The sequence below is a fragment of the Vagococcus xieshaowenii genome (assembly GCF_004792515.1).
In the GTDB taxonomy this organism is placed as follows: domain Bacteria; phylum Bacillota; class Bacilli; order Lactobacillales; family Vagococcaceae; genus Vagococcus_A; species Vagococcus_A xieshaowenii.
In genome coordinates, this window is the sequence record NZ_CP038865.1 from 270,001 (window position 1) to 295,595 (window position 25,595).

Annotated in this window: 15 protein-coding genes, 29 tRNA genes and 3 rRNA genes (1 of these 47 running past the window's edge); 44 read left to right on the plus strand and 3 right to left on the minus strand. The window is 39.5% G+C overall.

Features of this window, described 5'->3' with window-relative positions:
* The 36 genes from E4Z98_RS01255 to E4Z98_RS01435 all read left to right on the plus strand — a co-directional run.
* Positions 1-45, plus strand: a tRNA-His gene (locus tag E4Z98_RS01255); it begins 28 nt to the left of the window's first position.
* Between the two features lie 21 nt (positions 46-66).
* Positions 67-138, plus strand: a tRNA-Gln gene (locus E4Z98_RS01260).
* Between the two features lie 16 nt (positions 139-154).
* Positions 155-225: transfer RNA gene (locus E4Z98_RS01265), tRNA-Cys, on the plus strand.
* A gap of 19 nt (positions 226-244) precedes the next feature.
* Positions 245-328, plus strand: a tRNA-Leu gene (locus E4Z98_RS01270).
* Between the two features lie 510 nt (positions 329-838).
* Entirely contained in the window at positions 839-1,378 is a 540-nt protein-coding gene (locus tag E4Z98_RS01280; RefSeq protein ID WP_135254995.1) for a biotin transporter BioY, read from the plus strand.
* 121 nt (positions 1,379-1,499) lie between these two features.
* Positions 1,500-5,837 (plus strand): PolC-type DNA polymerase III, encoded by a 4,338-nt coding sequence (locus E4Z98_RS01285; RefSeq protein ID WP_135254996.1) that lies wholly within the window; start codon positions 1,500-1,502, stop codon positions 5,835-5,837.
* Between the two features lie 27 nt (positions 5,838-5,864).
* Positions 5,865-7,163, plus strand: coding sequence for an adenylosuccinate lyase (gene purB / locus E4Z98_RS01290; protein ID WP_135254997.1), 1,299 nt, complete (start codon positions 5,865-5,867; stop codon positions 7,161-7,163).
* A gap of 123 nt (positions 7,164-7,286) precedes the next feature.
* Positions 7,287-7,715: a Fur family transcriptional regulator gene (locus E4Z98_RS01295; protein ID WP_135254998.1), complete on the plus strand. Its 429-nt coding sequence runs from the start codon at positions 7,287-7,289 to the stop codon at positions 7,713-7,715.
* A 496-nt stretch (positions 7,716-8,211) separates the two neighbouring features.
* A 16S ribosomal RNA gene (locus E4Z98_RS01300) occupies positions 8,212-9,771 on the plus strand.
* A 75-nt stretch (positions 9,772-9,846) separates the two neighbouring features.
* A tRNA-Ala gene (locus E4Z98_RS01305) sits at positions 9,847-9,919 on the plus strand.
* A 188-nt stretch (positions 9,920-10,107) separates the two neighbouring features.
* Positions 10,108-13,024, plus strand: a 23S ribosomal RNA gene (locus E4Z98_RS01310).
* 75 nt (positions 13,025-13,099) lie between these two features.
* Positions 13,100-13,215, plus strand: a 5S ribosomal RNA gene (rrf, locus tag E4Z98_RS01315).
* The 16S, 23S and 5S rRNA genes sit together here with 25 tRNA genes alongside, the layout of an rRNA operon.
* Before the next feature lie 9 nt (positions 13,216-13,224).
* Positions 13,225-13,297: transfer RNA gene (locus tag E4Z98_RS01320), tRNA-Val, on the plus strand.
* A 15-nt stretch (positions 13,298-13,312) separates the two neighbouring features.
* A tRNA-Lys gene (locus tag E4Z98_RS01325) sits at positions 13,313-13,385 on the plus strand.
* Between the two features lie 5 nt (positions 13,386-13,390).
* A tRNA-Leu gene (locus E4Z98_RS01330) sits at positions 13,391-13,472 on the plus strand.
* Positions 13,473-13,483: 11 nt separating this feature from the next.
* Positions 13,484-13,556: transfer RNA gene (locus tag E4Z98_RS01335), tRNA-Thr, on the plus strand.
* 19 nt (positions 13,557-13,575) lie between these two features.
* Positions 13,576-13,647 (plus strand) — tRNA-Gly (locus tag E4Z98_RS01340).
* 30 nt (positions 13,648-13,677) lie between these two features.
* Positions 13,678-13,762, plus strand: a tRNA-Leu gene (locus E4Z98_RS01345).
* 26 nt (positions 13,763-13,788) lie between these two features.
* Positions 13,789-13,862 (plus strand) — tRNA-Arg (locus tag E4Z98_RS01350).
* Positions 13,863-13,869: 7 nt separating this feature from the next.
* Positions 13,870-13,943: transfer RNA gene (locus E4Z98_RS01355), tRNA-Pro, on the plus strand.
* Positions 13,944-13,957: 14 nt separating this feature from the next.
* Positions 13,958-14,031 (plus strand) — tRNA-Met (locus tag E4Z98_RS01360).
* A 23-nt stretch (positions 14,032-14,054) separates the two neighbouring features.
* A tRNA-Ile gene (locus E4Z98_RS01365) sits at positions 14,055-14,128 on the plus strand.
* A gap of 9 nt (positions 14,129-14,137) precedes the next feature.
* A tRNA-Ser gene (locus E4Z98_RS01370) sits at positions 14,138-14,227 on the plus strand.
* 11 nt (positions 14,228-14,238) lie between these two features.
* Positions 14,239-14,311, plus strand: a tRNA-Met gene (locus E4Z98_RS01375).
* 3 nt (positions 14,312-14,314) lie between these two features.
* Positions 14,315-14,387: transfer RNA gene (locus E4Z98_RS01380), tRNA-Asp, on the plus strand.
* Between the two features lie 22 nt (positions 14,388-14,409).
* Positions 14,410-14,480, plus strand: a tRNA-Gly gene (locus E4Z98_RS01385).
* 20 nt (positions 14,481-14,500) lie between these two features.
* Positions 14,501-14,574, plus strand: a tRNA-Ile gene (locus E4Z98_RS01390).
* A gap of 16 nt (positions 14,575-14,590) precedes the next feature.
* Positions 14,591-14,662: transfer RNA gene (locus E4Z98_RS01395), tRNA-Glu, on the plus strand.
* A gap of 9 nt (positions 14,663-14,671) precedes the next feature.
* Positions 14,672-14,761 (plus strand) — tRNA-Ser (locus tag E4Z98_RS01400).
* A gap of 12 nt (positions 14,762-14,773) precedes the next feature.
* Positions 14,774-14,846: transfer RNA gene (locus tag E4Z98_RS01405), tRNA-Met, on the plus strand.
* Between the two features lie 3 nt (positions 14,847-14,849).
* Positions 14,850-14,922: transfer RNA gene (locus E4Z98_RS01410), tRNA-Asp, on the plus strand.
* 5 nt (positions 14,923-14,927) lie between these two features.
* Positions 14,928-15,000, plus strand: a tRNA-Phe gene (locus tag E4Z98_RS01415).
* Between the two features lie 11 nt (positions 15,001-15,011).
* Positions 15,012-15,082: transfer RNA gene (locus E4Z98_RS01420), tRNA-Gly, on the plus strand.
* 21 nt (positions 15,083-15,103) lie between these two features.
* Positions 15,104-15,177 (plus strand) — tRNA-Ile (locus tag E4Z98_RS01425).
* 8 nt (positions 15,178-15,185) lie between these two features.
* Positions 15,186-15,273, plus strand: a tRNA-Ser gene (locus E4Z98_RS01430).
* A gap of 12 nt (positions 15,274-15,285) precedes the next feature.
* Positions 15,286-15,357 (plus strand) — tRNA-Glu (locus tag E4Z98_RS01435).
* 197 nt (positions 15,358-15,554) lie between these two features.
* On the opposite strand, the gene E4Z98_RS01440 is transcribed toward E4Z98_RS01435, so the two are convergent.
* A complete protein-coding gene (locus E4Z98_RS01440; protein ID WP_135254201.1) occupies positions 15,555-15,938 on the minus strand; it encodes a DUF1694 domain-containing protein in 384 nt (127 codons plus the stop codon).
* Between the two features lie 133 nt (positions 15,939-16,071).
* On the opposite strand from E4Z98_RS01440, the gene E4Z98_RS01445 reads away from it, so the two are divergent.
* Together E4Z98_RS01445 and E4Z98_RS01450 are read left to right on the plus strand one after the other, a co-directional pair.
* A complete protein-coding gene (locus E4Z98_RS01445) occupies positions 16,072-16,641 on the plus strand; it encodes a sigma-70 family RNA polymerase sigma factor (protein WP_167790895.1) in 570 nt (189 codons plus the stop codon).
* Positions 16,642-16,734: 93 nt separating this feature from the next.
* On the plus strand, positions 16,735-16,968 hold the full coding sequence (locus E4Z98_RS01450; protein WP_135254199.1) for a Veg family protein: 234 nt from the start codon (positions 16,735-16,737) through the stop codon (positions 16,966-16,968).
* Between the two features lie 50 nt (positions 16,969-17,018).
* Here E4Z98_RS01450 and E4Z98_RS01455 read toward each other — a convergent pair whose 3' ends face one another.
* Together E4Z98_RS01455 and E4Z98_RS01460 are read right to left on the minus strand one after the other, a co-directional pair.
* Positions 17,019-17,831 (minus strand): VOC family protein, encoded by an 813-nt coding sequence (locus E4Z98_RS01455; RefSeq protein WP_167790894.1) that lies wholly within the window; start codon positions 17,829-17,831, stop codon positions 17,019-17,021.
* Positions 17,832-17,917: 86 nt separating this feature from the next.
* Positions 17,918-18,880 carry an asparaginase gene (locus E4Z98_RS01460; RefSeq protein ID WP_135254197.1) on the minus strand — a complete coding sequence of 321 codons (963 nt, stop codon included), beginning with the start codon at positions 18,878-18,880 and terminating at the stop codon, positions 17,918-17,920.
* Positions 18,881-18,999: 119 nt separating this feature from the next.
* On the opposite strand from E4Z98_RS01460, the gene E4Z98_RS01465 reads away from it, so the two are divergent.
* The 6 genes from E4Z98_RS01465 to E4Z98_RS01490 all read left to right on the plus strand — a co-directional run bounded on the left by E4Z98_RS01465 (position 19,000) and on the right by E4Z98_RS01490 (position 25,555).
* Positions 19,000-19,833, plus strand: coding sequence for a DUF72 domain-containing protein (locus tag E4Z98_RS01465; protein WP_135254196.1), 834 nt, complete (start codon positions 19,000-19,002; stop codon positions 19,831-19,833).
* Between the two features lie 20 nt (positions 19,834-19,853).
* A complete protein-coding gene (locus E4Z98_RS01470) occupies positions 19,854-20,369 on the plus strand; it encodes a pyrophosphohydrolase domain-containing protein (RefSeq protein ID WP_135254195.1) in 516 nt (171 codons plus the stop codon).
* A 157-nt stretch (positions 20,370-20,526) separates the two neighbouring features.
* The gene (locus E4Z98_RS01475; protein ID WP_135254194.1) at positions 20,527-22,254 is read left to right on the plus strand and encodes a septation ring formation regulator EzrA; all 1,728 of its coding nucleotides are present in this window, start codon (positions 20,527-20,529) and stop codon (positions 22,252-22,254) included.
* Positions 22,255-22,392: 138 nt separating this feature from the next.
* A complete protein-coding gene (locus E4Z98_RS01480) occupies positions 22,393-23,538 on the plus strand; it encodes a cysteine desulfurase family protein (protein WP_135254193.1) in 1,146 nt (381 codons plus the stop codon).
* Between the two features lie 13 nt (positions 23,539-23,551).
* Entirely contained in the window at positions 23,552-24,772 is a 1,221-nt protein-coding gene (gene thiI, locus E4Z98_RS01485) for a tRNA uracil 4-sulfurtransferase ThiI (RefSeq protein WP_280529209.1), read from the plus strand.
* 120 nt (positions 24,773-24,892) lie between these two features.
* Positions 24,893-25,555 carry a redox-sensing transcriptional repressor Rex gene (locus tag E4Z98_RS01490; RefSeq protein WP_135254192.1) on the plus strand — a complete coding sequence of 221 codons (663 nt, stop codon included), beginning with the start codon at positions 24,893-24,895 and terminating at the stop codon, positions 25,553-25,555.
* The last annotated feature ends 40 nt before the right edge of the window (positions 25,556-25,595 follow it).

Genomic DNA, 25,595 nt, shown 5'->3' on the forward strand with positions numbered 1-25,595 from the left:
GGATTGTGGCTCCGGCATTCGAGGGTTCGATTCCCTTCATCCGCCTTTGTTTCAAAATATTAATATTGGGCTATAGCCAAGCGGTAAGGCAACGGACTTTGACTCCGTCACTCGTTGGTTCGAATCCAGCTAGCCCAGTTCTTTTTTTTTATAAGGCGGTATAGCCAAGTGGTAAGGCAGAGGTCTGCAAAACCTTTATCATCGGTTCAAATCCGGTTACCGCCTTTCACAATGTGTTACTTTTGCCGGCGTGGCGGAATTGGCAGACGCGCTGGACTCAAAATCCAGTGATCTCACGATCGTGCCGGTTCGACCCCGGCCGCCGGTACTAGTTAAAGCACCAACGTATAAATTACGTTGGTGCTTTTCTTTTTTTGTGTGATAGTATGGAAGATTAATCCTTGCAAAATAAAAAAATAACACCAAATATTATGCAGCTAAGGTGTTATTTTTAAACAAATAAAAAATTATTCGAAGTAGATGTCTGTGTGAAGGGCACATTTTGGATTAAATGGATGATTACAATGTGCACATTTTTCTTGTTGGTAGTCGGAGTAGTTTAATAAACAACGACAGTTGCCACACATGACAGGATGGGGATGTGTCTTTTTTATTGGGGAAAAAAGATGATGTTCTAATTGATTATGGCACTTAAAACAGGCGTAATAGCGTTGACATTTTTTGCATAAAAGAGCTACTACATCATTGGATTGATGGTAATGAAGACATCGACCTTGTTCGTCTAGTTCTAGACCATATAGTTGCATAAATAACATCCTTTCTATACAGTGATAGCTAATTATATTATAATGAGCAAAAAAATAAAAGGTGGTCAGATATGAAAGTGAAAGATATGACAGTAATTGCTATGATGATTGCAATTATTATAATGTTAGGATTAATTCCCCCTGTTCCGCTAGGCTTTATTCCTGTACCAATAGTATTTCAAAATATTGGTATTATGTTAGCAGGAATAATATTAGGTGCTAAACGTGGAGGCTTTGCGGTAGTATTATTTCTTATACTTGTTGCAATTGGTATGCCTTTATTAAGTGGTGGTAGTGGGGGTATTTCTGTTTTTGTAGGCCCTACCTCGGGTTATCTAATGGGATGGTTAGTATCTACGTTTATTATAGGTTATGCAAAACATTTATTTATAGAGACTAAAAATCCTATATTTAGGTGTTTAATTATCTGGCTACCAGGAGTACTATTTGTTGATATATTAGGTTCGATTGGTCTGATGATAGTAACTAATATGAATGTGACAACAGCGTTAATATCTAATTTAGCTTTTTTACCAGGAGATACATTAAAAGTTATCTTCGTTGTGACAATCGCTAGTCGTTTATTAAAGTTACCGTTGTTCAGTCGTTAATAGAATCGAATTGGCAATAGCATAAAAAACATAGTATAATAAAGCAGAAAAGAGGCATCCAACAAAACCTTTTTGTTGAGTGTCTTTTTATTTTGAAAAGTGGATTTGAGGAGGGGAAAAAATGACTTTAAATCCTTATGAATTGTATGAAAAATTATTGGAACAAATTGATCCTGAGAAACAGTTGGTACAAGAAGAATTGTTTCAAAAGGGTAAGATTGAAAAAGTTATCGTAAAGAAACAAAGTAAAATTTGGGAGTTTCATTTATCTTTTCAAGAAATTTTACCAGTGGAGTGGTTACATCAATTAGTTTTAGCATTAAAACATAGTTTTTCAGAAATTGCGACAGTTGATGTGATGATTTCTGCAGAAAATGCACAGTATGATGAAGTTAAATTGCAAGAATATTGGCAATATTGTTTACAACATGCAGATGGTAATCCATCTTTAATAAACGGTTCTTTAACCGGAGTGATGCCGCAAATAATTGAAAAAAAAATAGTGGTAATGATTGAAAAGGAAGGAATTGTCTCTTATTTAGATACGCAATTTTTCCCAAGTGTGGCTGCTATTTATGAGCGCTCAGGTTTTCCTAAGTTTAAAATTCAGGCCAGATTGAATCAAGATTTAGCTGAGACAAGACGCTTGGAATTTGAACAACGTCAACGTGAGCAACAAGAGAAAATGATGGCAGCGGCGGCTGAAGCGGTTGCTAAAAATGAACAACTTAAAGAGAAACGTAAAAACGAAGTACCAGTTTTGGAAGGTCCTATTCAATTGGGACGTAATATTCAAGACGATGAACTTATCGTGCCGATGAAAGATATCTTAGAAGAAGAACGTCGTGTGACGATTGAAGGTTATGTATTCGATACTGAAGTCCGTGATTTACGTTCAGGTCGTAAAATTTTAATTATTAAAATGACAGATTATACGTCTTCTTTTATTGTGAAAAAGTTTTCTAACGGTGAAAAAGATGAGGCAGTATTTGCGAATATAAAAAAAGGTTTGTGGCTAAAAGTTCGTGGTAGTGTTCAGGAAGATACGTTTATGCGTGACTTAGTCATGAATGCTCAAGATTTAATCGAAGTTAAAAAAGCTAAAAGACAAGATAAGGTCGCAGATGATCAAAAACGTGTGGAATTTCATGCGCATACTAATATGAGTACTATGGATGCGTTACCGAGTGCAAAAGATTTGGTTAAACAAGCTGGGGATTGGGGAATGCCCGCCATTGCAATTACCGATCATGCAGGGGCGCAAGCTTTTCCAGATGCCCATCATTCGGGTAAAGCCAATGGTGTGAAGGTAATGTACGGGATTGAAGCTAATGTTATTGATGATGGGGTGCCGATTGCTTACAACGAAGCACCTATTAATCTATCCGATGCAACCTATGTCGTATTTGATGTTGAAACTACCGGCTTATCGGCTGTTTACGATACGATAATCGAATTAGCTGCAGTTAAGATGCATAAAGGAAATATCATCGAGACGTTTGAAGAGTTTATTGATCCTGGGCATCCATTATCTCAAACAACTATTAATTTAACGGGAATTACTGATGATATGGTCCGTGGTTCAAAATCAGAACGAGAAGTTTTAGAGTTATTTAAAGTATTTTGTGGTGATGATATCTTAGTTGCACATAATGCTAGCTTTGATATGGGCTTTTTAAATACGAGTTATGAAAAGTATGATATGGGTGAAGCACCAAATCCTGTCATTGATACCTTGGAATTATCTCGTTTCTTACATCCACAATGGAAAAGCCATCGCTTGAATACACTAGCTAAAAAGTACAATGTTAATTTAGAACAACATCACCGCGCTATTTATGATTCAGAGTCAACGGGACATTTATGTTGGATTTTTGTCAAAAAAGCGCAAGAAGAACATGGAATTACTCGTCATGATGAATTTAATCAGCATGTGGGTGAAGGGGATGCTTATAAACGAGCACGTCCGTTCCATGCGACGATTTATGCACAGACACAATCGGGCTTAAAGAATTTGTTCAAAATAATTTCAGCCTCTAATGTGGATTACTTTTACCGTGTCCCACGTGTCCCACGTTCATTATTAACGAGTTTACGTGAAGGATTGATTGTAGGTTCTGCTTGTAGTAATGGTGAAATATTTGAAGCCATGATGCAAAAAGGCTATGAAGAAGCCCGTAATCGTGCCAAATTTTATGATTTTATTGAAATTATGCCTAAACCTGTATATGCGCCGTTATTAGAAAATGAAATGATTAAGAACGAAAAAGACTTAGAAGAAATTATTGGTAATTTGTGTAAAATTGGTGAAGAGCTAGGGAAACCAGTTATTGCAACAGGCAATGTTCATTACTTACAACCTACCGATAAAATTTATCGTGAAGTGTTAGTCAGCTCATTAGGTGGCGCAAGTATGTTAAATCGTACAAAATTACCAGAGGTTCATTTCCGTACGACGGATGAGATGTTGCAAGAATTTGTCTTTTTAGGGAAAGAAAAAGCTTTTGAAGTAGTCGTGACGAACTCTCGTGAGATGGCCGATCAATTTGAAGAAGTGACACCGGTTAAAACGGACTTATATACGCCAAAAATTGAAGGAGCCGAACAAGAAATCACCGACCTAAGCTATAACGAAGCCCGTCGTTTGTACGGTGAAGAGTTACCAGAGATTGTTGAAAAACGAATTGAAAAGGAACTAAATAGTATTATCGGAAATGGTTTCTCTGTTATTTACTTGATTTCTCAAAAACTGGTACATAAATCTGTAGCTGATGGTTACTTGGTTGGTTCACGTGGTTCGGTTGGTTCTAGTTTTGTAGCCACAATGACAGGAATTACGGAAGTAAACCCGTTGGCCCCTCACTATCGTTGTGACGAATGCCAATATTCAGAATTTTTTGAAGATGGTAGTTACGGTTCAGGATTTGATTTACCAGATAAAGCCTGTCCTAAATGTGGAACTAATCTGAAAAAAGATGGGCATGATATTCCGTTTGAAACATTCTTAGGTTTCCATGGGGATAAAGTACCCGATATTGATTTGAACTTTTCGGGGGATTATCAAGCAAGGGCACATGACTATACTAAAGATTTATTTGGTGAAGAGTATGTGTACCGAGCAGGAACAATCGGAACGGTTGCAGATAAAACAGCCTATGGTTTTGCTAAAGGGTATGAGCGTGATCATAATTTAACTCTACGCAGTGCTGAAATTGATCGTTTAGCAAAAGGGGCAACTGGTGTAAAACGAACAACTGGACAGCATCCGGGGGGGATTATTGTTATTCCTGATTATATGGATGTGTATGATTTCACCCCAATCCAATACCCAGCTGATGACCAAGACTCAGAATGGAAAACGACCCACTTTGATTTCCACTCGATTCATGATAACGTATTGAAACTTGATATCCTTGGACACGATGATCCGACCGTGATTAGAATGTTGCAAGACTTATCAGGGATAGATCCTAAGACGATTCCACCTGATGATAAAGAGACTATGAAAATTTTCTCAGGACCGGATGTCTTAGGTGTGACATCAGAACAAATTTTTTCTAAAACAGGTACGCTAGGTATCCCTGAATTTGGAACGAAGTTTGTTAGAGGAATGTTAGAACAAACACATCCCACAACGTTTGCTGAATTGCTACAAATTTCGGGTCTATCACATGGGACAGATGTATGGTTAGGAAATGCGGAAGAATTGATTCGTCAAGGTCGGGCTTCACTTGCAGAAGTTATTGGATGTCGTGATGATATTATGGTGTATTTGATACATAATGGCCTAGAAGATGGGTTAGCATTTAAAATTATGGAAAGTGTGCGTAAAGGTAAAGGGATTCCAGATGATTGGCAAGCGAGTATGAAAGAAGAAGGAATTCCTGATTGGTACATTGAATCTTGTTTAAAAATCAAGTACATGTTCCCTAAAGCCCATGCTGCGGCGTATGTGTTGATGGCCCTTCGTGTCGCTTACTTTAAAGTACATCATCCTATTCTATATTATGCAGCTTACTTCTCTGTGCGTGCGTCTGATTTTGATTTAGTCGCTATGTCAAAAGGCAAAGAAGCGGTAAAAGATCGTATGAAAGAAATCAACGATAAAGGGATGGAAGCTTCTACTAAAGAGAAGAATCTATTAACCGTTTTAGAACTAGCTAATGAAATGTTAGAACGTGGCTTTGAATTTAAAATGGTAGATTTGTATAAATCAGATGCCAAAGATTTTGTGATTGAAGGGAATAGTTTGATTGCACCGTTTAGAGCCGTTCCAAGTTTAGGTGAAAACGTAGCGAAGCAAATTATGGTCGCTAGGGAAGAACAAGAGTTTTTATCAAAAGAAGATTTAGCTAATCGAGGAAAAGTATCAAAAACAATTATTGAATATTTGAGTGAAAATGGTGTATTGGATGGCATGCCAGACGAAAATCAGTTATCATTATTTGATATGTTTTAAAAAATAAAGGATAGAGAGGACTAAAATATGTTAGAAAGATATACAAGACCAGAGATGAAGGCAATTTGGACGGAGGAGAACAAGTATAAGGCTTGGCTAGAGGTTGAAATCTTAGCGGCAGAAGCTTGGGCGCAAATGGGAGAAATTCCTCAAGCAGATGTCGACAAAATTCGTCGTGATGCTTCATTTGATGTAGAACGTATTTTAGAAATTGAACAACAAACAAGACATGATGTCGTCGCTTTCACGCGTACAGTTTCAGAAAGTTTAGGTGATGAAAGTAAATGGATTCATTATGGCTTAACAAGTACGGATGTAGTAGACACTGCTTATGGTTATTTATTAAAACAAGCAAATGAGATTTTGAAAAAAGATTTAAACCATTTCTTAGAGGTGATTGGTAATAAAGCCAAAGAACATAAGTATACAGTTATGATGGGCCGTACCCACGGTGTACATGCCGAACCAACAACATTTGGATTGAAATTGGCGCTATGGTATTCAGAGATGAAACGTAACATCGAACGTTTTGAACATGCAGCTAAGGGAGTAGAAGCAGGAAAAATTAGTGGAGCGGTTGGAACCTTCGCCAATACCCCTCCAACAGTAGAAGCCTTTGTTTGTGATAAGTTAGGTATTCGCGCGCAAGATATTTCTACACAAGTATTACCACGTGATTTGCATGCGGAATATATTTCAACAATGGCATTAATTGCTACAAGTATCGAAAAATTTGCAACAGAGATCCGCGGTTTACAAAAATCTGAAACACGTGAAGTGGAAGAGTTTTTTGCAAAAGGTCAAAAAGGTTCTTCGGCGATGCCTCACAAACGTAACCCAATTGGTTCAGAAAATATGACAGGCTTAGCACGTGTTATTCGTGGTCATGTAGTAACTGCTTTGGAAAATGTAACTTTATGGCATGAAAGAGATATCTCTCACAGTTCAGCTGAACGTATCATTATCCCAGATACTACCATCTTACTAAATTACATGTTGAACCGTTTTTCTAATATTGTGGAGCATTTAACAGTCTTTCCAGAGAATATGAAACGCAATATGGATGCAACGTATGGCTTGATTTACAGTCAACGCGTATTATTGAAATTGATTGATCACGGCATGACACGTGAAGAGGCCTATGATTTAGTACAACCTAAAACAGCTTATGCATGGGATAATCAAACGCAATTTCGTCCGTTATTAGAAGCAGACGAAAAAATTATGGCTGCTCTAAGTATGGAAGATCTAAATGATGCCTTTGATTATAATTGGCATATGAAATATGTAGATGATTTATTTGAGCGTGTCGGTCTAGGAAGATAATCATTAAATAAAAGTAACAGCAATCGAAGTTGCTGTTACTTTTTTCTATATAGGGAATAACTTGAAATAAACGATGAAAATATAGTATGATAAGGGGAGATATTATAAAAGGAGGCGAGTTAAATGTCACGTGAAGAAGTAGCGTTTGCTATCGAAGAGTTGAAAAAGTCCAATATTCGTATTACCCCACAACGACATGCGGTATTAGAATACTTGATTGAAAGTCATGAACATCCAACAGCGGATGAAATTTATCAAGCATTAGTCCCTCGTTTTCCTAATATGAGTGTCGCAACAGTCTATAATAATTTGAGATTATTTACCAAAATTGGTTTTGTACAAGAGATGCCATACGGAGACTCATCTAGTCGGTTTGATTTTACATCAAAAAAACATTACCATGCAATTTGCAAATCTTGTGGCAAAATTGTTGATACTGTTTATCCTGGATTAGAAGATGTTGAAATGGCAGTCGAACGCTTAACTGGCTATCAAATAAATAGTCATCGCTTAGAACTTTATGGTATTTGTCCAGATTGTCAAAAAAAATAGGGAAATCAATAAATTTTTGTTGCTTTTTATAAAATTAATTGATATATTATTTTAAGTCATCAGCTCAATAACTTAATAAAGATATTTTTGGAAAATAGTTGACTCATTCAACTGTCTGTGATATTCTAATTAAGTTGCTGAAAGGTAACAAACAACTTTAAAAAATATTTTAAAAAAGTAGTTGACCAATTCAACTATTCATGATAATATTTAGAAGTTGTCAGGAACGAAAGTTCTTGAAAAAACAAAATAAAAAAGTTTAAAAAAATTGTTGACAACGTCAACTAAACATGATAAACTTTAGAAGTTGTCATAAAAGACAACGACAAGTTAAAAAACTTTTATGTAGACCTTTGAAAACTGAACAATGAATAAGACAAACCAAATGTGTAGGGTGTTTTACAAAGTGTAAAACAAAACCAACAATTTTTAAATTTTAGTGAAGTAATTCGCTAGCAAACATAAATGAGCGACATCTTCGGATGTTATCAAAACTTTTATTGAGAGTTTGATCCTGGCTCAGGACGAACGCTGGCGGCGTGCCTAATACATGCAAGTCGAACGCTTTTCCTTTCACCGGAGCTTGCTCCACCGAAAGGAAAAGAGTGGCGGACGGGTGAGTAACACGTGGGTAACTTGCCTATCAGTGGGGGATAACACTTGGAAACAGGTGCTAATACCGCATATCTCTTTTGATCGCATGATCGAATGATGAAAGACGCTTTCGGGTGTCGCTGATGGATAGACCCGCGCTGCATTAGTTAGTTGGTGAGGTAATGGCTCACCAAGACCGTGATGCATAGCCGACCTGAGAGGGTGATCGGCCACACTGGGACTGAGACACGGCCCAGACTCCTACGGGAGGCAGCAGTAGGGAATCTTCGGCAATGGACGAAAGTCTGACCGAGCAACGCCGCGTGAGTGAAGAAGGTTTTCGGATCGTAAAACTCTGTTGTTAGAGAAGAACAAGCGTGAGAGTAACTGTTCACGCCTTGACGGTATCTAACCAGAAAGCCACGGCTAACTACGTGCCAGCAGCCGCGGTAATACGTAGGTGGCAAGCGTTGTCCGGATTTATTGGGCGTAAAGCGAGCGCAGGCGGTTCTTTAAGTCTGATGTGAAAGCCCTCGGCTCAACCGAGGAAGGTCATTGGAAACTGGGGAACTTGAGTGCAGAAGAGGAGAGTGGAATTCCATGTGTAGCGGTGAAATGCGTAGATATATGGAGGAACACCAGTGGCGAAGGCGACTCTCTGGTCTGTAACTGACGCTGAGGCTCGAAAGCGTGGGGAGCAAACAGGATTAGATACCCTGGTAGTCCACGCCGTAAACGATGAGTGCTAAGTGTTGGAGGGTTTCCGCCCTTCAGTGCTGCAGCTAACGCATTAAGCACTCCGCCTGGGGAGTACGGTCGCAAGACTGAAACTCAAAGGAATTGACGGGGGCCCGCACAAGCGGTGGAGCATGTGGTTTAATTCGAAGCAACGCGAAGAACCTTACCAGGTCTTGACATCCTTTGACCATTCTAGAGATAGAACTTTCCCTTCGGGGACAAAGTGACAGGTGGTGCATGGTTGTCGTCAGCTCGTGTCGTGAGATGTTGGGTTAAGTCCCGCAACGAGCGCAACCCTTATTGTTAGTTGCCATCATTAAGTTGGGCACTCTAGCAAGACTGCCGGTGACAAACCGGAGGAAGGTGGGGATGACGTCAAATCATCATGCCCCTTATGACCTGGGCTACACACGTGCTACAATGGACAGTACAACGAGTCGCGAGACCGCGAGGTCAAGCTAATCTCTTAAAGCTGTTCTCAGTTCGGATTGTAGGCTGCAACTCGCCTACATGAAGCCGGAATCGCTAGTAATCGCGGATCAGAACGCCGCGGTGAATACGTTCCCGGGCCTTGTACACACCGCCCGTCACACCACGGGAGTTTGTAACACCCAAAGTCGGTGAGGTAACCTTCGGGAGCCAGCCGCCTAAGGTGGGATAGATAACTGGGGTGAAGTCGTAACAAGGTAGCCGTATCGGAAGGTGCGGCTGGATCACCTCCTTTCTAAGGAATATTACGGAATACACAGGTTGACTTATTCATTGCTCAGTTTTGAGAGGTTTACTCTCAAACTAAAGAGGGGCCTTAGCTCAGCTGGGAGAGCGCCTGCCTTGCACGCAGGAGGTCAGCGGTTCGATCCCGCTAGGCTCCATTGGTAACGTAGTTACCATGATTTGTTCATTGAAAACTGGATATTGAAACAAAATGTAAACAAACCGAAAACACCGCGTTGAAACGAGTTAATAAACAAAGTTCAATAGCTAAAACATAGGATTGATGGAGCTAACTATCGCTAGTTGGTAGAAATCAAGAGTCTAGCACGTAAGTGGTAGCAAATAAGGTTAAGTGAATAAGGGCGCACGGTGGATGCCTTGGCACTAGAAGACGATGAAGGACGGGACTAACTCCGATAAGCTTTGGGGAGCTGTACGTAAGCTATGATCCAGAGATTTCCGAATGGGGCAACCCAGCAGCTTTAATAGGCTGTTACTCCTAACTGAATACATAGGTTAGCGAGGGTGAGACGCAGAGAACTGAAACATCTAAGTACCTGCAGGAAGAGAAAGAAAAATCGATTTCCTTAGTAGCGGCGAGCGAAACGGAAACAGCCCAAACCAACAAGCTTGCTTGTTGGGGTTGTAGGACTCAGCTGTGGTAGCTGTGAGTAGTAGTTGAATTGACTTGGAAAGGTCAGCCAAAGAGGGTGAAAGCCCCGTAAACGAAACTAGTCACACACCTATGAGTATCCTGAGTACGGCGGAACACGTGAAATTCCGTCGGAATCCGGGAGGACCATCTCCCAAGGCTAAATACTCTCTAGTGACCGATAGTGAACCAGTACCGTGAGGGAAAGGTGAAAAGCACCCCGGGAGGGGAGTGAAATAGAACCTGAAACCGTGTGCCTACAACAAGTTAGAGCCCGTTAATGGGTGATAGCGTGCCTTTTGTAGAATGAACCGGCGAGTTACGATTGCATGCGAGGTTAAGATGAAGAGTCGGAGCCGTAGCGAAAGCGAGTCTGAATAGGGCGTCATAGTATGTAGTCGTAGACCCGAAACCATGTGATCTACCCATGTCCAGGTTGAAGGTGCGGTAAAACGCACTGGAGGACCGAACCCACGCACGTTGAAAAGTGCGGGGATGAGGTGTGGGTAGCGGAGAAATTCCAATCGAACTTGGAGATAGCTGGTTCTCTCCGAAATAGCTTTAGGGCTAGCCTCGGACTTAAGAATGATGGAGGTAGAGCACTGTTTGGACTAGGGGCCCATCCCGGGTTACCGAATTCAGATAAACTCCGAATGCCATTCATTCATATCCGGGAGTCAGACTGCGAGTGATAAGATCCGTAGTCGAAAGGGAAACAGCCCAGACCACCAGCTAAGGTCCCAAAATGTATGTTAAGTGGAAAAGGATGTGGGGTTGCATAAACAACTAGGATGTTGGCTTAGAAGCAGCCACCATTTAAAGAGTGCGTAATAGCTCACTAGTCGAGTGACCCTGCGCCGAAAATTTACCGGGGCTAAACATACTACCGAAGCTGTGGATTACACCTTAGGGTGTAGTGGTAGGAGAGCGTTCTAAGGGCGTTGAAGGTAGATCGTGAGGACTACTGGAGCGCTTAGAAGTGAGAATGCCGGTATGAGTAGCGAAAGACGGGTGAGAATCCCGTCCACCGTATGACTAAGGTTTCCTGGGGAAGGCTCGTCCTCCCAGGGTTAGTCGGGACCTAAGCCGAGGCCGACAGGCGTAGGCGATGGACAACAGGTTGATATTCCTGTACCAGTTAGAATTGTTTGAGCAAGGGAGTGACGCAGGAGGTTAGGTGAACCAGACGATTGGAAGAGTCTGGCCAAGCAGTGAGTCTTGAGATGAGTTAAATGCTTATCACTATAAGGACAAGCTGTGATGGGGAGGGAAGTAATAGTACCGAAGTCACTGATATCACACTGCCAAGAAAAACTTCTAGTGAGAGACTAACTGCCCGTACCGCAAACCGACACAGGTAGTCGAGGAGAGTATCCTAAGGTGAGCGAGTGAACTCTCGTTAAGGAACTCGGCAAAATGACCCCGTAACTTCGGGAGAAGGGGTGCTGAACGCAAGTTCAGCCGCAGTGAATAGGCCCAAGCGACTGTTTATCAAAAACACAGGTCTCTGCAAAATCGAAAGATGACGTATAGGGGCTGACGCCTGCCCGGTGCTGGAAGGTTAAGAGGATGGGTTAGCAATAGCGAAGCTCAGAATTGAAGCCCCAGTAAACGGCGGCCGTAACTATAACGGTCCTAAGGTAGCGAAATTCCTTGTCGGGTAAGTTCCGACCCGCACGAAAGGCGTAACGATTTGGGCACTGTCTCAACGAGAGACTCGGTGAAATTTTAGTACCTGTGAAGATGCAGGTTACCCGCGACAGGACGGAAAGACCCCATGGAGCTTTACTGTAGTTTGATTTTGAATGTTTGTACCACATGTACAGGATAGGTAGGAGCCGTAGAGCTCGGTACGCCAGTATCGAAGGAGGCAATGGTGGGATACTACCCTTGTGTTATGACCATTCTAACCCGCGCCACTAATCGTGGCGGGAGACAGAGTCAGATGGGCAGTTTGACTGGGGCGGTCGCCTCCTAAAAGGTAACGGAGGCGCCCAAAGGTTCCCTCAGAATGGTTGGAAATCATTCGAAGAGTGCAAAGGCAGAAGGGAGCTTGACTGCGAGACCTACAAGTCGAGCAGGGACGAAAGTCGGGCTTAGTGATCCGGTGGTTCCGCATGGAAGGGCCATCGCTCAACGGATAAAAGCTACCCTGGGGATAACAGGCTTATCTCCCCCAAGAGTCCACATCGACGGGGAGGTTTGGCACCTCGATGTCGGCTCGTCGCATCCTGGGGCTGTAGTCGGTCCCAAGGGTTGGGCTGTTCGCCCATTAAAGCGGCACGCGAGCTGGGTTCAGAACGTCGTGAGACAGTTCGGTCCCTATCCGTCGCGGGCGTTGGAAATTTGAGAGGAGCTGTCCTTAGTACGAGAGGACCGGGATGGACACACCGCTGGTGTACCAGTTGTTCTGCCAAGGGCATAGCTGGGTAGCTACGTGTGGAAGGGATAAACGCTGAAAGCATCTAAGCGTGAAGCCCCCCTCAAGATGAGATTTCCCATTTCTTTAAGAAAGTAAGACCCCTGAGAGACGATCAGGTAGATAGGTTGGAAGTGTAAGTGCAGCGATGCATTCAGCGGACCAATACTAATCGGTCGAGGACTTAACCAAAAAATTGTATTTCGGAGCGTCAAGTTTTGTTTCAATCCAGTTTTGAGTGAAGGAATTCATTCGAATATAAAAAAGTGTGGTGGCGATAGCGAGAAGGATACACCTGTTCCCATGTCGAACACAGAAGTTAAGCTTCTTAGCGCCGATGGTAGTTGGGGGTTTCCCCCTGTGAGAGTAGGACGTTGCCACGCAATTTATTTGGAGGTTTAGCTCAGCTGGGAGAGCACCTGCCTTACAAGCAGGGGGTCAGCGGTTCGATCCCGTTAACCTCCATTAGTGTCAAAAATAGACTCGTTAGCTCAGTTGGTAGAGCATCTGACTTTTAATCAGAGGGTCACTGGTTCGAGCCCAGTACGGGTCATACTTGCGGGTGTGGCGGAATTGGCAGACGCACTAGATTTAGGATCTAGCGCCTAACGGCGTGGGGGTTCAAGTCCCTTCACCCGCACTATAGCACTAGCCGGCTTAGCTCAGTTGGTAGAGCATCTGATTTGTAATCAGAGGGTCGAGGGTTCAAATCCTTTAGCCGGCATTTTAAATCGAATAGATTTGCGGAAATAGTTCAGTGGTAGAACACCACCTTGCCAAGGTGGGGGTCGCGGGTTCGAACCCCGTTTTCCGCTTTAGGTTATAAGCAACTTATAGCATAAGTTGCCGGGGTGGCGGAACTGGCAGACGCACAGGACTTAAAATCCTGCGGTGGTTAACACCGTACCGGTTCGATTCCGGTCCTCGGCATAACAACTGAATAATAGTTGTATAATGCACCCATAGCTCAACTGGATAGAGTGTCTGACTACGGATCAGAAGGTTAGGGGTTCGACTCCTCTTGGGTGCGTTTAATACGGGAAGTAGCTCAGCTTGGTAGAGCACTTGGTTTGGGACCAAGGGGTCGCAGGTTCGAATCCTGTCTTCCCGATTAGTATTAAAATACGCGGTGTAGCTCAGCTGGCTAGAGCGTCCGGTTCATACCCGGGAGGTCGTGGGTTCGACTCCCTCCGCCGCGATTAAGAGATTTTGTTTTGAGCTTGGACCTTTAGCTCAGTTGGTTAGAGCAAACGGCTCATAACCGTTCGGTCGTAGGTTCGAGTCCTACAAGGTCCATTTCAATATGGAGGATTACCCAAGTCCGGCTTAAGGGAACGGTCTTGAAAACCGTCAGGCGTGTAAAAGCGTGCAAGGGTTCGAATCCCTTATCCTCCTTTTAATAATATCGCGGGATGGAGCAGTTGGCAGCTCGTCGGGCTCATAACCCGAAGGTCGTAGGTTCAAGTCCTACTCCCGCAATTAGGTTCCGTGGTGTAGGGGTTAACATGCCTGCCTGTCACGCAGGAGATCGCGGGTTCGATTCCCGTCGGGACCGTTGCATTAAATTATTAAACTATGCGGGTGTAGTTTAGTGGTAAAACTACAGCCTTCCAAGCTGTTGTCGCGAGTTCGATTCTCGTCACCCGCTTTTACCTGATTTATTTATTAGGGCCTATAGCTCAGCTGGTTAGAGCGCACGCCTGATAAGCGTGAGGTCGATGGTTCGAGTCCATTTAGGCCCATTAATTTTGAAATAAAGGCCCGTTGGTCAAGCGGTTAAGACACCGCCCTTTCACGGCGGTAACACGGGTTCGAGTCCCGTACGGGTCATTTTTATATGGAGGATTACCCAAGTCCGGCTTAAGGGAACGGTCTTGAAAACCGTCAGGCGTGTAAAAGCGTGCAAGGGTTCGAATCCCTTATCCTCCTTTTTAATAATATCGCGGGATGGAGCAGTTGGCAGCTCGTCGGGCTCATAACCCGAAGGTCGTAGGTTCAAGTCCTACTCCCGCAATTAGGTTCCGTGGTGTAGGGGTTAACATGCCTGCCTGTCACGCAGGAGATCGCGGGTTCGATTCCCGTCGGGACCGTACCTGGCTCGGTAGCTCAGTTGGTAGAGCAACGGATTGAAGCTCCGTGTGTCGGCAGTTCGATTCTGTCCCGAGCCATTAACCACTATGCGGGTGTAGTTTAGTGGTAAAACTACAGCCTTCCAAGCTGTTGTCGCGAGTTCGATTCTCGTCACCCGCTTTTACCTGATTTATTTAATTAGGGCCTATAGCTCAGCTGGTTAGAGCGCACGCCTGATAAGCGTGAGGTCGATGGTTCGAGTCCATTTAGGCCCATTTTTTTTGGGGAAGTACTCAAGAGGCTGAAGAGGCGCCCCTGCTAAGGGTGTAGGTCGCGAAAGCGGCGCGAGGGTTCAAATCCCTCCTTCTCCGTAATATTTGTAAGGCCCGTTGGTCAAGCGGTTAAGACACCGCCCTTTCACGGCGGTAACACGGGTTCGAGTCCCGTACGGGTCATAAAAAAACATGAAGTCATTGACTTCATGTTTTTTTGTTATTTTATAAATTTTTTTCAATCATTTAATACATGATAACTAAGCAATTTGATAATTATTAAACGTGTTATTAATAGCGTTTGTTATGAATATGTTTTGTTTATAATTTGCTATTGAGTAAGTAGAATAAATGTATTAATATACTGTATAAATAAAATGTTAAGTTAGATTACTAATATCTTGTATAGATTGGGTGACGATCTCATTAAAATGATAAATAACAGAAATTTGATTTGAATTAGCCAATTCACTTTCATGATCAATAATAGTAAATGGTATGTTATTTTTTTGTGCGATTTTCATATAAGTCAGTCTTAATTTCATATCTAAATTTGCATTTATTTTAATTTGGCCACCTGGATTATTTTGGATAATGGTATTTAATGTGAGTTGATAATCTTTATTATTAGCTTGTTGTTTTGTGATAAAAACTTTTACTCTTTCAGCTAATATACCAAGATACTGTTTATTTTGGTCTTGTTTAAACGTATTTTTACCGGAAAATTCTTTTTGTAGGTATTCATTTATATCTCTACTATTCATTATAGTGGGGACTCCTTTATATATTGTATTAAAAATATTATATCATAAAATTTTATTTTCAATGAATCTCGTATTTATTTTTGTAGGATTAATAAAGATAATATTAAACTAGATAGTGATTGGGGGAACCATTGTGGTAGAAGAAAGACAATTGATAATTGATGCGAAACAAGGAAAGGTAGATGCATTTGAAAAGTTATTTATTAAGTATCGGCCTGTTGTTTATAAGTTATATGCCGAGTATTATATTCAAGGCTTTGAATTAGAAGATTGGCTTCAGGAAGGACAGATTGTTTGTTATAATTCGTTATCTTCATTTGATCTTTCTAAAGGGAATTCTTTTGGCTCTTTTTTCAAAATGAATTTTAAAAGACACATTATTAGTTTAATTAGACATCAAAACGCATTAAAAAGAACGATTGATTTCAATTCTGTTTCTTTAGAAGCTACACTAGCAGAACAAGGGGATTATTGTTTAATGAAAGACGATAGTATGATTGTAAATGCAACAGATTTTGTTCATGTAAAGGATAGATTAGAAACATTTGTTATCAGATTGTCAAAATTTGAAAGGGAAGTGTTTAAAGAGTATGTGGAAGGATCAGAAGCCAAAGATATCGCAACTAATTTAGTATGCAATGTGGATAGGGTTAATAATGCATTGGATAGAATTAAGAAAAAACTGAAAATACAATTAATATAATTTATAAAAATATTGCATTAATTGCCCTGTTGTGGTAAAATTTGACTTTTTATGTGAATTTTGGTACAATTGAATAGCTAAGGGGTGAGTATAATGCCAATGACATTATCAACAATTAAAAAGGAAATGGAACAGAATATAGGGAAAAAATTAGTATTGACTGCTCAAACAGGGCGTAAACGTCATACTGAACATTCCGGTGTTCTATCAGAAACTTATCCATCTATTTTTATTGTAGATTTAGAATCTGATGATAATGCTTATGATCGTGTATCATATAGCTATGCAGATATCTTAACTGAAACAGTAGCAATTGAATTTGTCTAATAAAAAGCTTCGGTAATAATCTTATTACCGAAGCTTTTTTGCTATAGTTGCTATTGGTGTAAAAAGTAGCTTATATTATTATTTGAATCAATAAGTGTAACAGATGCTTGTTTAGATTCATTGATAGGTAATTGTTGAATAAAGGCAGAGGACGTTTTAATGTCAATTCTTTTCAATCCTGTGGTTTCATGTTGTTTAGCTTGGCTAGGTTGTGACCATGTATTCATCGCTAACTGGTGATGATAACCTTCAGATCCAAAGAAAAGAGCTTGTTGTCCAAATCGGTAAGTTACATTCATTGCTAATTCTTTAGTTAAAAATTGTTCACCTAGTTTCAAATCTATGACACTTAAATGTACGTGCCCGATAAATGTTTGACTAGGAAATTTTTCAGCAGGCTTTGTTGCTGTACCAATTAAATCTTCAATATCTAGAGGTTCCGTTACTCCAACAATTTCTCCAGATGGTAAAATTGTCCAATCACTTTTAGGCTTGTCTACATAAATTTCTACTCCATTGCCTTCTGGATCAGTTAAGTATAGGGCTTCGCTATAACCGTGGTCAGCAGCACCTTCTAAAGGGATATTGTGTTGACTGGCAAAGATTAAATAATTAGCTAAGTCACTTCGAGTAGGCAGTAAAAAAGCTGTATGGTAAAGACCTGCCTCAGTTTGACTACGCAGACCACCGTCTATTTGTTCTAATACAATTAAAGTTGTTTGATCTGCTTGGATACCAAGAGATATTTGACTGTCTGTTTTACTAATAATAGAAAGACCGATTGCTTTCTCATAAAAAGTTGCCATATTGTCTAGATTTTTTACATTCAGATAAACTGTTTCTATTTTAAACTCATTAAACATAAAATAACTCCTCCTTGATGTAATTAAAGTATACATAAAAAGAGTTTTGCTTACAAATAATAAGTGTTGATAATTCGTTATATTAATTATTGAGTAATAAATTGATATAGTTCATCATCTTTAAGAGAAGCGTTAAGAGCGACTAATAATTTTAAGCGGGCTTTTTGACTGTTAATGCCATCGCAGAACATAACACCTTTACGTTGTAACTGACGTCCGCCACCTTCGTAATCATAAACGCCAGAGGTCACACCGTTAAAGCAACGAGAAACTAGAACAATAGGAATATTATTTTCTAGTAATTTGTTAATTGAAGGCATAGTTTTTGGAGGTAAATTACCTGCACCTAGAGCTTCAATTACGATGCCATCAATTTTCGTTTGAGTAAATAAGGTTAAGGTATCGCCCATTCCCGCGTAGGCTTTAATAATTGGAATAAGTCCGTCTACTTGGTTAACAGGTAGTGTTTCGTGTCGAATCAATTCTTGATAAAAACGGACGCTATCTTTAGCTATTAGTCCAATGGGTCCAAAAGTTGGCGTTCTGAAGGTTGCCACGTTGGTTGTATGGGTTTTTGTCACAAAACGTGCCGTATGTATTTCATCGTTCATTACAACGAGTGTGCCTTTACCTATAGCTTCGTCAGACATGGCTACTTTAATAGCTGATTGAAAATTATATAGGCCATCTGCCCCAATTTCGTTACTTGAACGCATAGCGCCCGTTAAGACGATAGGCAGTAAATCCCCTACTGTAATGTCTAAAAAGTAAGCGGTCTCTTCTAAGGTGTCTGTTCCATGAGTAACTACTACGGCATTGAATTGTTCTTTGACAGCTTTTTCTATACGGTTTTTTATTAATAACATATGTTGTGGTGTAATATGAGGAGAAGGGACGTTTAAAATATCTTCAACAATTAGCTCTACTTCATCAGTAGCAGAAACGTGCAAATTCATTAACGGGTTAGTTGATGTTGTAGAAACGCCACCTGATTCATCTTGTGACATCGCGATTGTGCCACCAGTATGTAATATTAAAATTTTTTTCATGATGTTATTCCTCCTTGATTAATTGGTAATTAATCAAATTATTTTCTTTAAATTTATGATATCATAGAACTATTCTTTTGGTCTGTTTATTAGAAGATTTAAAATAATGAGGTGTTGAAATGTTACTTGGAATGACCAGTTGGAGCGAACATCAGGCATTGGACCCAACCAAGCGTCAATTAACGTTGAATGATTACGCGTCGAAGTTACCTGTAGTTGAAATTGATACATTTTTTTATGGATTAAAAGAAGCAAGCACTGTTGAAAGTTGGGTGAAGAGCACGCCAGATGGCTTTAAGTTTGTTGTTAAAACGCACCAATGTATGACGCAACATAGAAACTGGCAAGATTTTTTTGAGAATGAAAAAGAATTATATGATAGATTTTTAACAAGTTTAGCCCCAATGATCAATGCTGGAAAATTAGGCTGCTTGTTATTACAGTTTCCTCCTTTTTTTGATTGTACAAGTGAACATATTGTCTACTTGAAGCGTCTGCGTAAAATTTTTGACGGGCTGCCACTAGCTGTTGAATTTCGTCATGACTCTTGGTTTGAAGAGCGTTTATTACCACAAACCATTCGCTTTATGGAAGAACATTTTTTTAGCTTAGTGGTAGTGGATGAGCCACAAGTAAAAAGTGCCTCTGTCCCATGGGTTCCAGCGGTAACTAATAATCGCTTCGTATTAGTTCGTTTACATGGAAGAAATCAAGCAGGATGGCTAGATAAATCAGAAGACTGGCGTAAAAAAAGAACACTGTATGATTATTCTGATTCGGAGCTAGTGGGCATTGGCCAAGAGTTGTATCGCTTGGGACGTAATACTGAGCAAGTGATGGTTATTTTTAATAATAATTCAGGTGGACATGCTGCCAAAAATTGTTTGCAATTAAAGGAATTATTAAGCATTGAATATGAAGGATTAAATCCTGAACAGACACAATTATTTTAAATGAAGGTGGGAATAATAGATTGGATAACTTTGAACAAGCCCGAGAATTTCATCAAGTATTTGATGAAATAGAAAATAATCGACCGCATGTGTTGACGAATGAAGAAGCAGGTTTTCGAATGGGATTTAAAATAGAAGAAATAGTTGAGTTTTTGTATGCAAGTGCAGCAGGTGACAAAGAGTGTTTCGAACAATTGGTTGAGGAGTTGTCTAAAAGTGTTAAACAAGCAAAAGAAAAAATCATGGTCAAACATGTAGAAGAAAGAATGGAAGTGCCAGATGTCTTAGTGGGACAAGTAGATGCTATGTTAGATTTACTTTATTTTGTGAATGGTACATTTGTTAGAATGGGTGTAGATCCGCGTCCATTATCGAAAATTGTTCATCAAGCTAACATGGGGAAATTATTTCCAGACGGGAAACCACATTACGATGCAGTAACAGGCAAGGTATTGAAACCCTCTAATTGGGAGAAAGATTTTGCGCCTGAAGAAAAAATAAAAGCTGAGCTATTGAAACAACTTAAGAAGAAATAGGTGATATAGAGGTTGTTGTTGAACAAAAAAGCTAGTGAATGATTGCTAGAAATATGGTACAATGAAAAATGGATTAACTTGCAGTTTGCGGCTGATTTGGCAAATGCTGAGTTGGCGTATAGATGAATAATAAATAAGGACAAACGGAGGAAAATGAATGAAAACATCGACGATCCTTTTTGTATTCTTGACGATTATTATCATTATTGCAATTTTGTATGTAGTTGCAGTCTTGATGAAACGTAAGAATGAAGAAAAATTGGATGAACTAGAAGAAAGAAAAGTAGCATTATTTGATTTACCTGTTTTTGAAGAAGTTCAAGAGGTAAAACGAATGCACTTAGTAGGACAAAGTCAAAATACTTTTCGTGAATGGAATCAGAGATGGGCGGATATTTCAACCGCTGCTTTCGCAGAATTAGAAAGTAAAATTTTTGAGGTAGAAAGTTTAAATGATACCTTCCGTTTTATAAAAGTAAAAGATTCTCTTGAAGTGGCCTTTAATAAAATGGATAGTATGGAACAAGAAGTATCTATGATTCGTGCGGGCTTAAAAGAGTTGAAAACTAGTGAAGAGCGTAATTCAGAAGCAGTTCAAGAAGCACTAGATAAATATGAAATGATTAAAGAAAGTGTTAAAAACGCTGAAAATCAATTTGGTCCAGCAACAGAAAATATTAAGCAACGTGTGGTTAGTATTGAAAATGAATTCACACAATTTGTGTCATTAAATACTGCAGGTGACCCAATGGAAGCTCGTGGTGTATTAGAAGAAGCAGAAAAGCACACCAAAGAATTAGCAACGATTGTCGAAGAAATACCACCATTATTTGAGAAGCTTCATACAGAATATCCAGCGCAAATTAAAGAAATCGAAACTGGTTATAAACAAATGAAACAAGATCACTACCAATTCCCAGAAATTGATATTGATCAAGAAATTGCAAAAGTAAAAGAAAAATTATCAGAAGCAAATGACGTGTTAGGTAAAGGTGAATTAACAGAAGTTGCTAGTATGAATAACGTAATTGAGGAACAAATTGATTACTTATATGATGTATTAGAAACCGAAATTAAAGGCCGTGACTATGTGAAGACTAACTTAACAACGGTAAGCGACTATGTCACACATGTCGAGAAGAATAATCGTCAATTAATGATTGAATTAGATCATACGTCTCAAAGCTACGCACTTAACAACAATGAATTAGGAAGAGCTCGTGGTTTCCAAACAAAAGTTGAGGAACTAGGCCAAGAAATGACTAATTTAAACGAAGCTGTTAAAAATAAAGAAGTTGTTTATAGTCATGCTGAGAAAAATTTAAAAGATAGCTTTAGTATTCTTAAAGAAGTTGAAGGCCAACAAGTAGAAATCAGTTCATCACTAAAAGATTTACGCAAAGATGAAAAAGCAGCAGCAAGTAAAATTGATGGTTATGAATTCACGCTAAAAACATTAAAGCGTCGTGTAGACAAGCAACGTCTGCCTGGTGTTCCTCAAACATACTTGGATTATTTCTTTGTCGCATCTGACCGTTTAGAAGAATTAACAACCGAATTAAATCGATTAAGAATTGATATGACATATATTAATAAGTTAGTGGCTTTAGTAGAGGCTGATTTAGAAGCATTAGAAACAAAAACAGATGAATTGATTAATAGTGCAGCATTAACTGAACAAATGTTACAATATGCTAATCGTTATCGTCACTCACATAAGAATGTGGCAGATGCCATGGAACGTAGCTTAATGTTATTCTCTCAAGAATTTAAATACCAAGAAGCTTTAGATGAAATTGGTGTTGCCTTAGAGCAAGTTGAACCAGGCGCATTCCAACGCATTGAATCATATTTCTACAAAAATCAATCAGAAGAAATAATCTAATTTTTTCTTCTTTAAACAAATAAAAAGCCAGAACTTTTGAGTTCTGGCTTTTCTTGTTCTTTGTTTGCTAAACGGTAAAAATCGTTCTATAATAGGTAAGACTTAACTATATGCCAGTAGAAAGTGATGTGAAGATTCATGATATATTTTGATAATAGCGCGACAACTCCAATTAATAAAACAGTTTTAGATACCTATGTTAAGACAAGCGAACGTATTATGGGGAACCCGTCAAGTTTACACTTTTTAGGGACACAAGCTAGTCGTTTAATTCAGCAAGCGCGTTTTCAAATTGCAGAGTTATTAGGCGTAGAAGAGCCAGAAATTTACTTTACAAGTGGCGGAACTGAAGGTGATAATTGGGTAATTAAAGGTACTGCTATTGAGAAGCACTCGTTTGGTAAACATCTGATTGTTTCCTCAATTGAACATTCTGCGGTGTCATCATCAGCTAAACAGTTAGAAAAATTGGGCTTTGAAATTGATATTGCGCCAGTAGATACAAGGGGATTTATTGACGTTGCTCGATTAAAAGAGCTTATTCGACCAGATACTATTTTAGTATCAACTATGTTAGTGAATAATGAAATCGGCGCCATCCAACCGATTGATAAAATTAGTGAAGTGTTAGCAGACTATCCAACTATTCACTATCATGTGGATGCTGTTCAAGGATTAGGGAAAGTTCCTGTGAAGAGTTGGTTAACAGAACGTGTGGACTTTGCAACGTTTTCTTCTCATAAATTCCACGGACCTAAAGGAACTGGTTTTATTTATTGGAAACTTGGTCGTAAACTTGCGCCACTTTTAAATGGTGGAGGTCAAGAAAAAGGGAAACGTAGTGGGACTGAAAATGTACCAGGCATTGTTGCCATGTCACGTGCCGTTCGTTTACATTTAGAAGATGAAGCATTGAAAATTAACCATCAAACTCGTTTAAGAGACTATTTAATCGAATCGCTTCAACAATTTGATAAAGTTACGTTATTTAGTGAAGCAAATGATGAATTTGCCCCACATATTGTTTGTTTTGGCATTAAAGGGATTAAGGGTGAAGTATTAGTTCATGCCTTTGAAGAAAAAGATATTATTATATCTACCACAAGTGCGTGTTCAAGTCGAGCTCATACAGCAGGAAGTACGCTAGGTGCGATGAATGTGCCTAATGACAAGGCGATTACAGCAGTACGTGTTAGTTTTAGTGACCAATCCACAATGATGGAAGTAGAGAAATTTTTAACCACTTTGAAACATTTGAATGAAAAATTTTCAAAGATTAATTAGTAGGAGAAATTAAATGTTAGAGTATTCAGAAATCATGGTTCGCTACGGTGAGCTCTCAACAAAAGGAAAAAACCGTAAACAATTTATTCAACAATTAGCACGAAATGTTCGAGCAGCACTACAAGCTTATCCAAATGTAAAAGTAAGTGCAATGAGAGATAGAATGCACTTGATTTTAAATGGTGAAAATGGCGAAGAAATTGTGGATAAATTACAATATGTATTTGGTATCCAAAGTTTTTCTCCAGCGATAAAAGTTGAAAAAGAACTAGAAACAATTTATGCACAATCGGTGGCCTTAGTTCAAAAAGTTTATCAAGAAGGTCAAACGTTTAAAGTAAATGCCCGTCGCTCAGATCATGATTTTGAATTAGATACGTTTGCTTTGAATCGTGAAATTGGCTACCACGTCATTCAAGCAATACCAGATATTATCGTGAAAATGAAGCAACCCGATGTTGAATTACGCGTTGAAGTGCGTAGAGATGCTGCTTATTTATCAGTTGAAACGATTAAAGGGGCAGGTGGCTTACCTGTTGGAACAAGTGGTCGCGGTATGCTGATGTTATCTGGTGGAATTGACTCGCCAGTTGCAGGCTACTTAGCAATGAAACGTGGTGTGGAAATTGAAGCTGTTCATTTCCATAGTCCGCCTTATACTAGTGAACAAGCGTTAAATAAGGCGAAAGATTTAACTGTTAAATTAACACCATATGTTGGGAATATTCAATTTATTATGGTACCATTCACTGAAATTCAAGAAGAAATTAAAGCACAGGTGCCTAGTGGATATTTGATGACGATTACCCGTCGTTTCATGATGCGATTAACCGATAAGATTCGTGAAGAACGTAAAGGATTAGCCATTATCAATGGTGAGTCTCTTGGCCAAGTCGCTTCACAAACACTAGAAAGTATGACCGCTATTAATGCGGTAACGCACACCCCTGTTATTCGTCCTGTCGTTACCATGGATAAAAATGAGATCATTGAAATTGCAGAACGTATTGATACGTTTGATTTAGCTGTGATGCCATTTGAAGATTGTTGCACTATTTTTGCCCCACCAGCACCAAAAACAAAACCTCGTCTAGATAAAGTAGAAGAGTATGAAAAACGATTGGATGTGGATGGTTTAGTACAACGAGCATTTGATGCAATCGTTATCCAAGGTATTCGTTCAACGGATAGTTTTTTATCTGCACACTCAAATGAGTTTGAAGACTTACTATAATAGGGAAAAGACACGTTGATGTGTATACTCAACGTGTCTTTTTTTAGATTACATTTGTAAAATTCTTCATATGATGATAGAATTGTATGTGAAATCATGAACATGGATGGGTGTGAGAAAATGGAAAAAAAAGAGGGAGTTATACCAAACGCAACAGCTAAAAGGATTCCATTATATTATCGTTACCTCAAAATGTTGGAAGAATCCGGTGTAGGACGAATTAAATCAAAAGAGTTTAGTAAATTAATTCAAGTACCATCTGCGACAATTCGTCGTGATTTTTCTCATTTTGGTGAGTTGGGTAGAAGTGGTTATGGCTATGATGTAGGGTATTTGTTGGAAGTATTTGGTGATATTTTAAACACAAAGGTTGAAAAAAGAATTGCGCTTGTTGGAGTAGGTAACCTTGGTCGAGCATTGGCTCAATACAATTTCAAGAAAAACGAAAACTTGAATATCGTGAGTGCTTTTGATAATAATGAAACGGTGATTGGGACCACTATCAATGATGTGAAGATTCAATCAATGGATAAACTTGAACATGTAATCAAAAAAGAAGCTATTACAACAGCTATTTTAACAGTTCCTAGTGTGAATTCTCAGGAAGTTGTGGATAAAGTCGTTAATGCAGGGGTTACAGCTATTTTGAATTTTGCTCCTGGCCGAATTAAAGTACCAGATTATGTAAAAGTACAATACATAGACCTAACGACTGAGTTGCAAACGTTGATATATTTGGATGAAAACTTTACTAACGCCAAGCATATAATGGTTGATAAATAGACTACTTTGTTTCTATGACAAAGCAGTCTATTTTTTTACC

What these genes read in the sequence shown, in the direction of transcription:
- E4Z98_RS01450 (WP_135254199.1), top strand. Translation starts at nt 16,735, where the DNA reads ATGCCAATGACATTATCAACAATTAAAAAGGAAATGGAACAGAATATA.
- E4Z98_RS01480 (WP_135254193.1), top strand. Translation starts at nt 22,393, where the DNA reads ATGATATATTTTGATAATAGCGCGACAACTCCAATTAATAAAACAGTT.
- E4Z98_RS01475 (WP_135254194.1), top strand. Translation starts at nt 20,527, where the DNA reads ATGAAAACATCGACGATCCTTTTTGTATTCTTGACGATTATTATCATT.
- purB (WP_135254997.1), top strand. Translation starts at nt 5,865, where the DNA reads ATGTTAGAAAGATATACAAGACCAGAGATGAAGGCAATTTGGACGGAG.
- E4Z98_RS01295 (WP_135254998.1), top strand. Translation starts at nt 7,287, where the DNA reads ATGTCACGTGAAGAAGTAGCGTTTGCTATCGAAGAGTTGAAAAAGTCC.
- E4Z98_RS01280 (WP_135254995.1), top strand. Translation starts at nt 839, where the DNA reads ATGAAAGTGAAAGATATGACAGTAATTGCTATGATGATTGCAATTATT.
- E4Z98_RS01455 (WP_167790894.1), bottom strand. Translation starts at nt 17,831, where the DNA reads ATGTTTAATGAGTTTAAAATAGAAACAGTTTATCTGAATGTAAAAAAT.
- E4Z98_RS01465 (WP_135254196.1), top strand. Translation starts at nt 19,000, where the DNA reads ATGTTACTTGGAATGACCAGTTGGAGCGAACATCAGGCATTGGACCCA.
- E4Z98_RS01490 (WP_135254192.1), top strand. Translation starts at nt 24,893, where the DNA reads ATGGAAAAAAAAGAGGGAGTTATACCAAACGCAACAGCTAAAAGGATT.
- E4Z98_RS01285 (WP_135254996.1), top strand. Translation starts at nt 1,500, where the DNA reads ATGACTTTAAATCCTTATGAATTGTATGAAAAATTATTGGAACAAATT.
- E4Z98_RS01460 (WP_135254197.1), bottom strand. Translation starts at nt 18,880, where the DNA reads ATGAAAAAAATTTTAATATTACATACTGGTGGCACAATCGCGATGTCA.
- thiI (WP_280529209.1), top strand. Translation starts at nt 23,552, where the DNA reads ATGTTAGAGTATTCAGAAATCATGGTTCGCTACGGTGAGCTCTCAACA.
- E4Z98_RS01440 (WP_135254201.1), bottom strand. Translation starts at nt 15,938, where the DNA reads ATGAATAGTAGAGATATAAATGAATACCTACAAAAAGAATTTTCCGGT.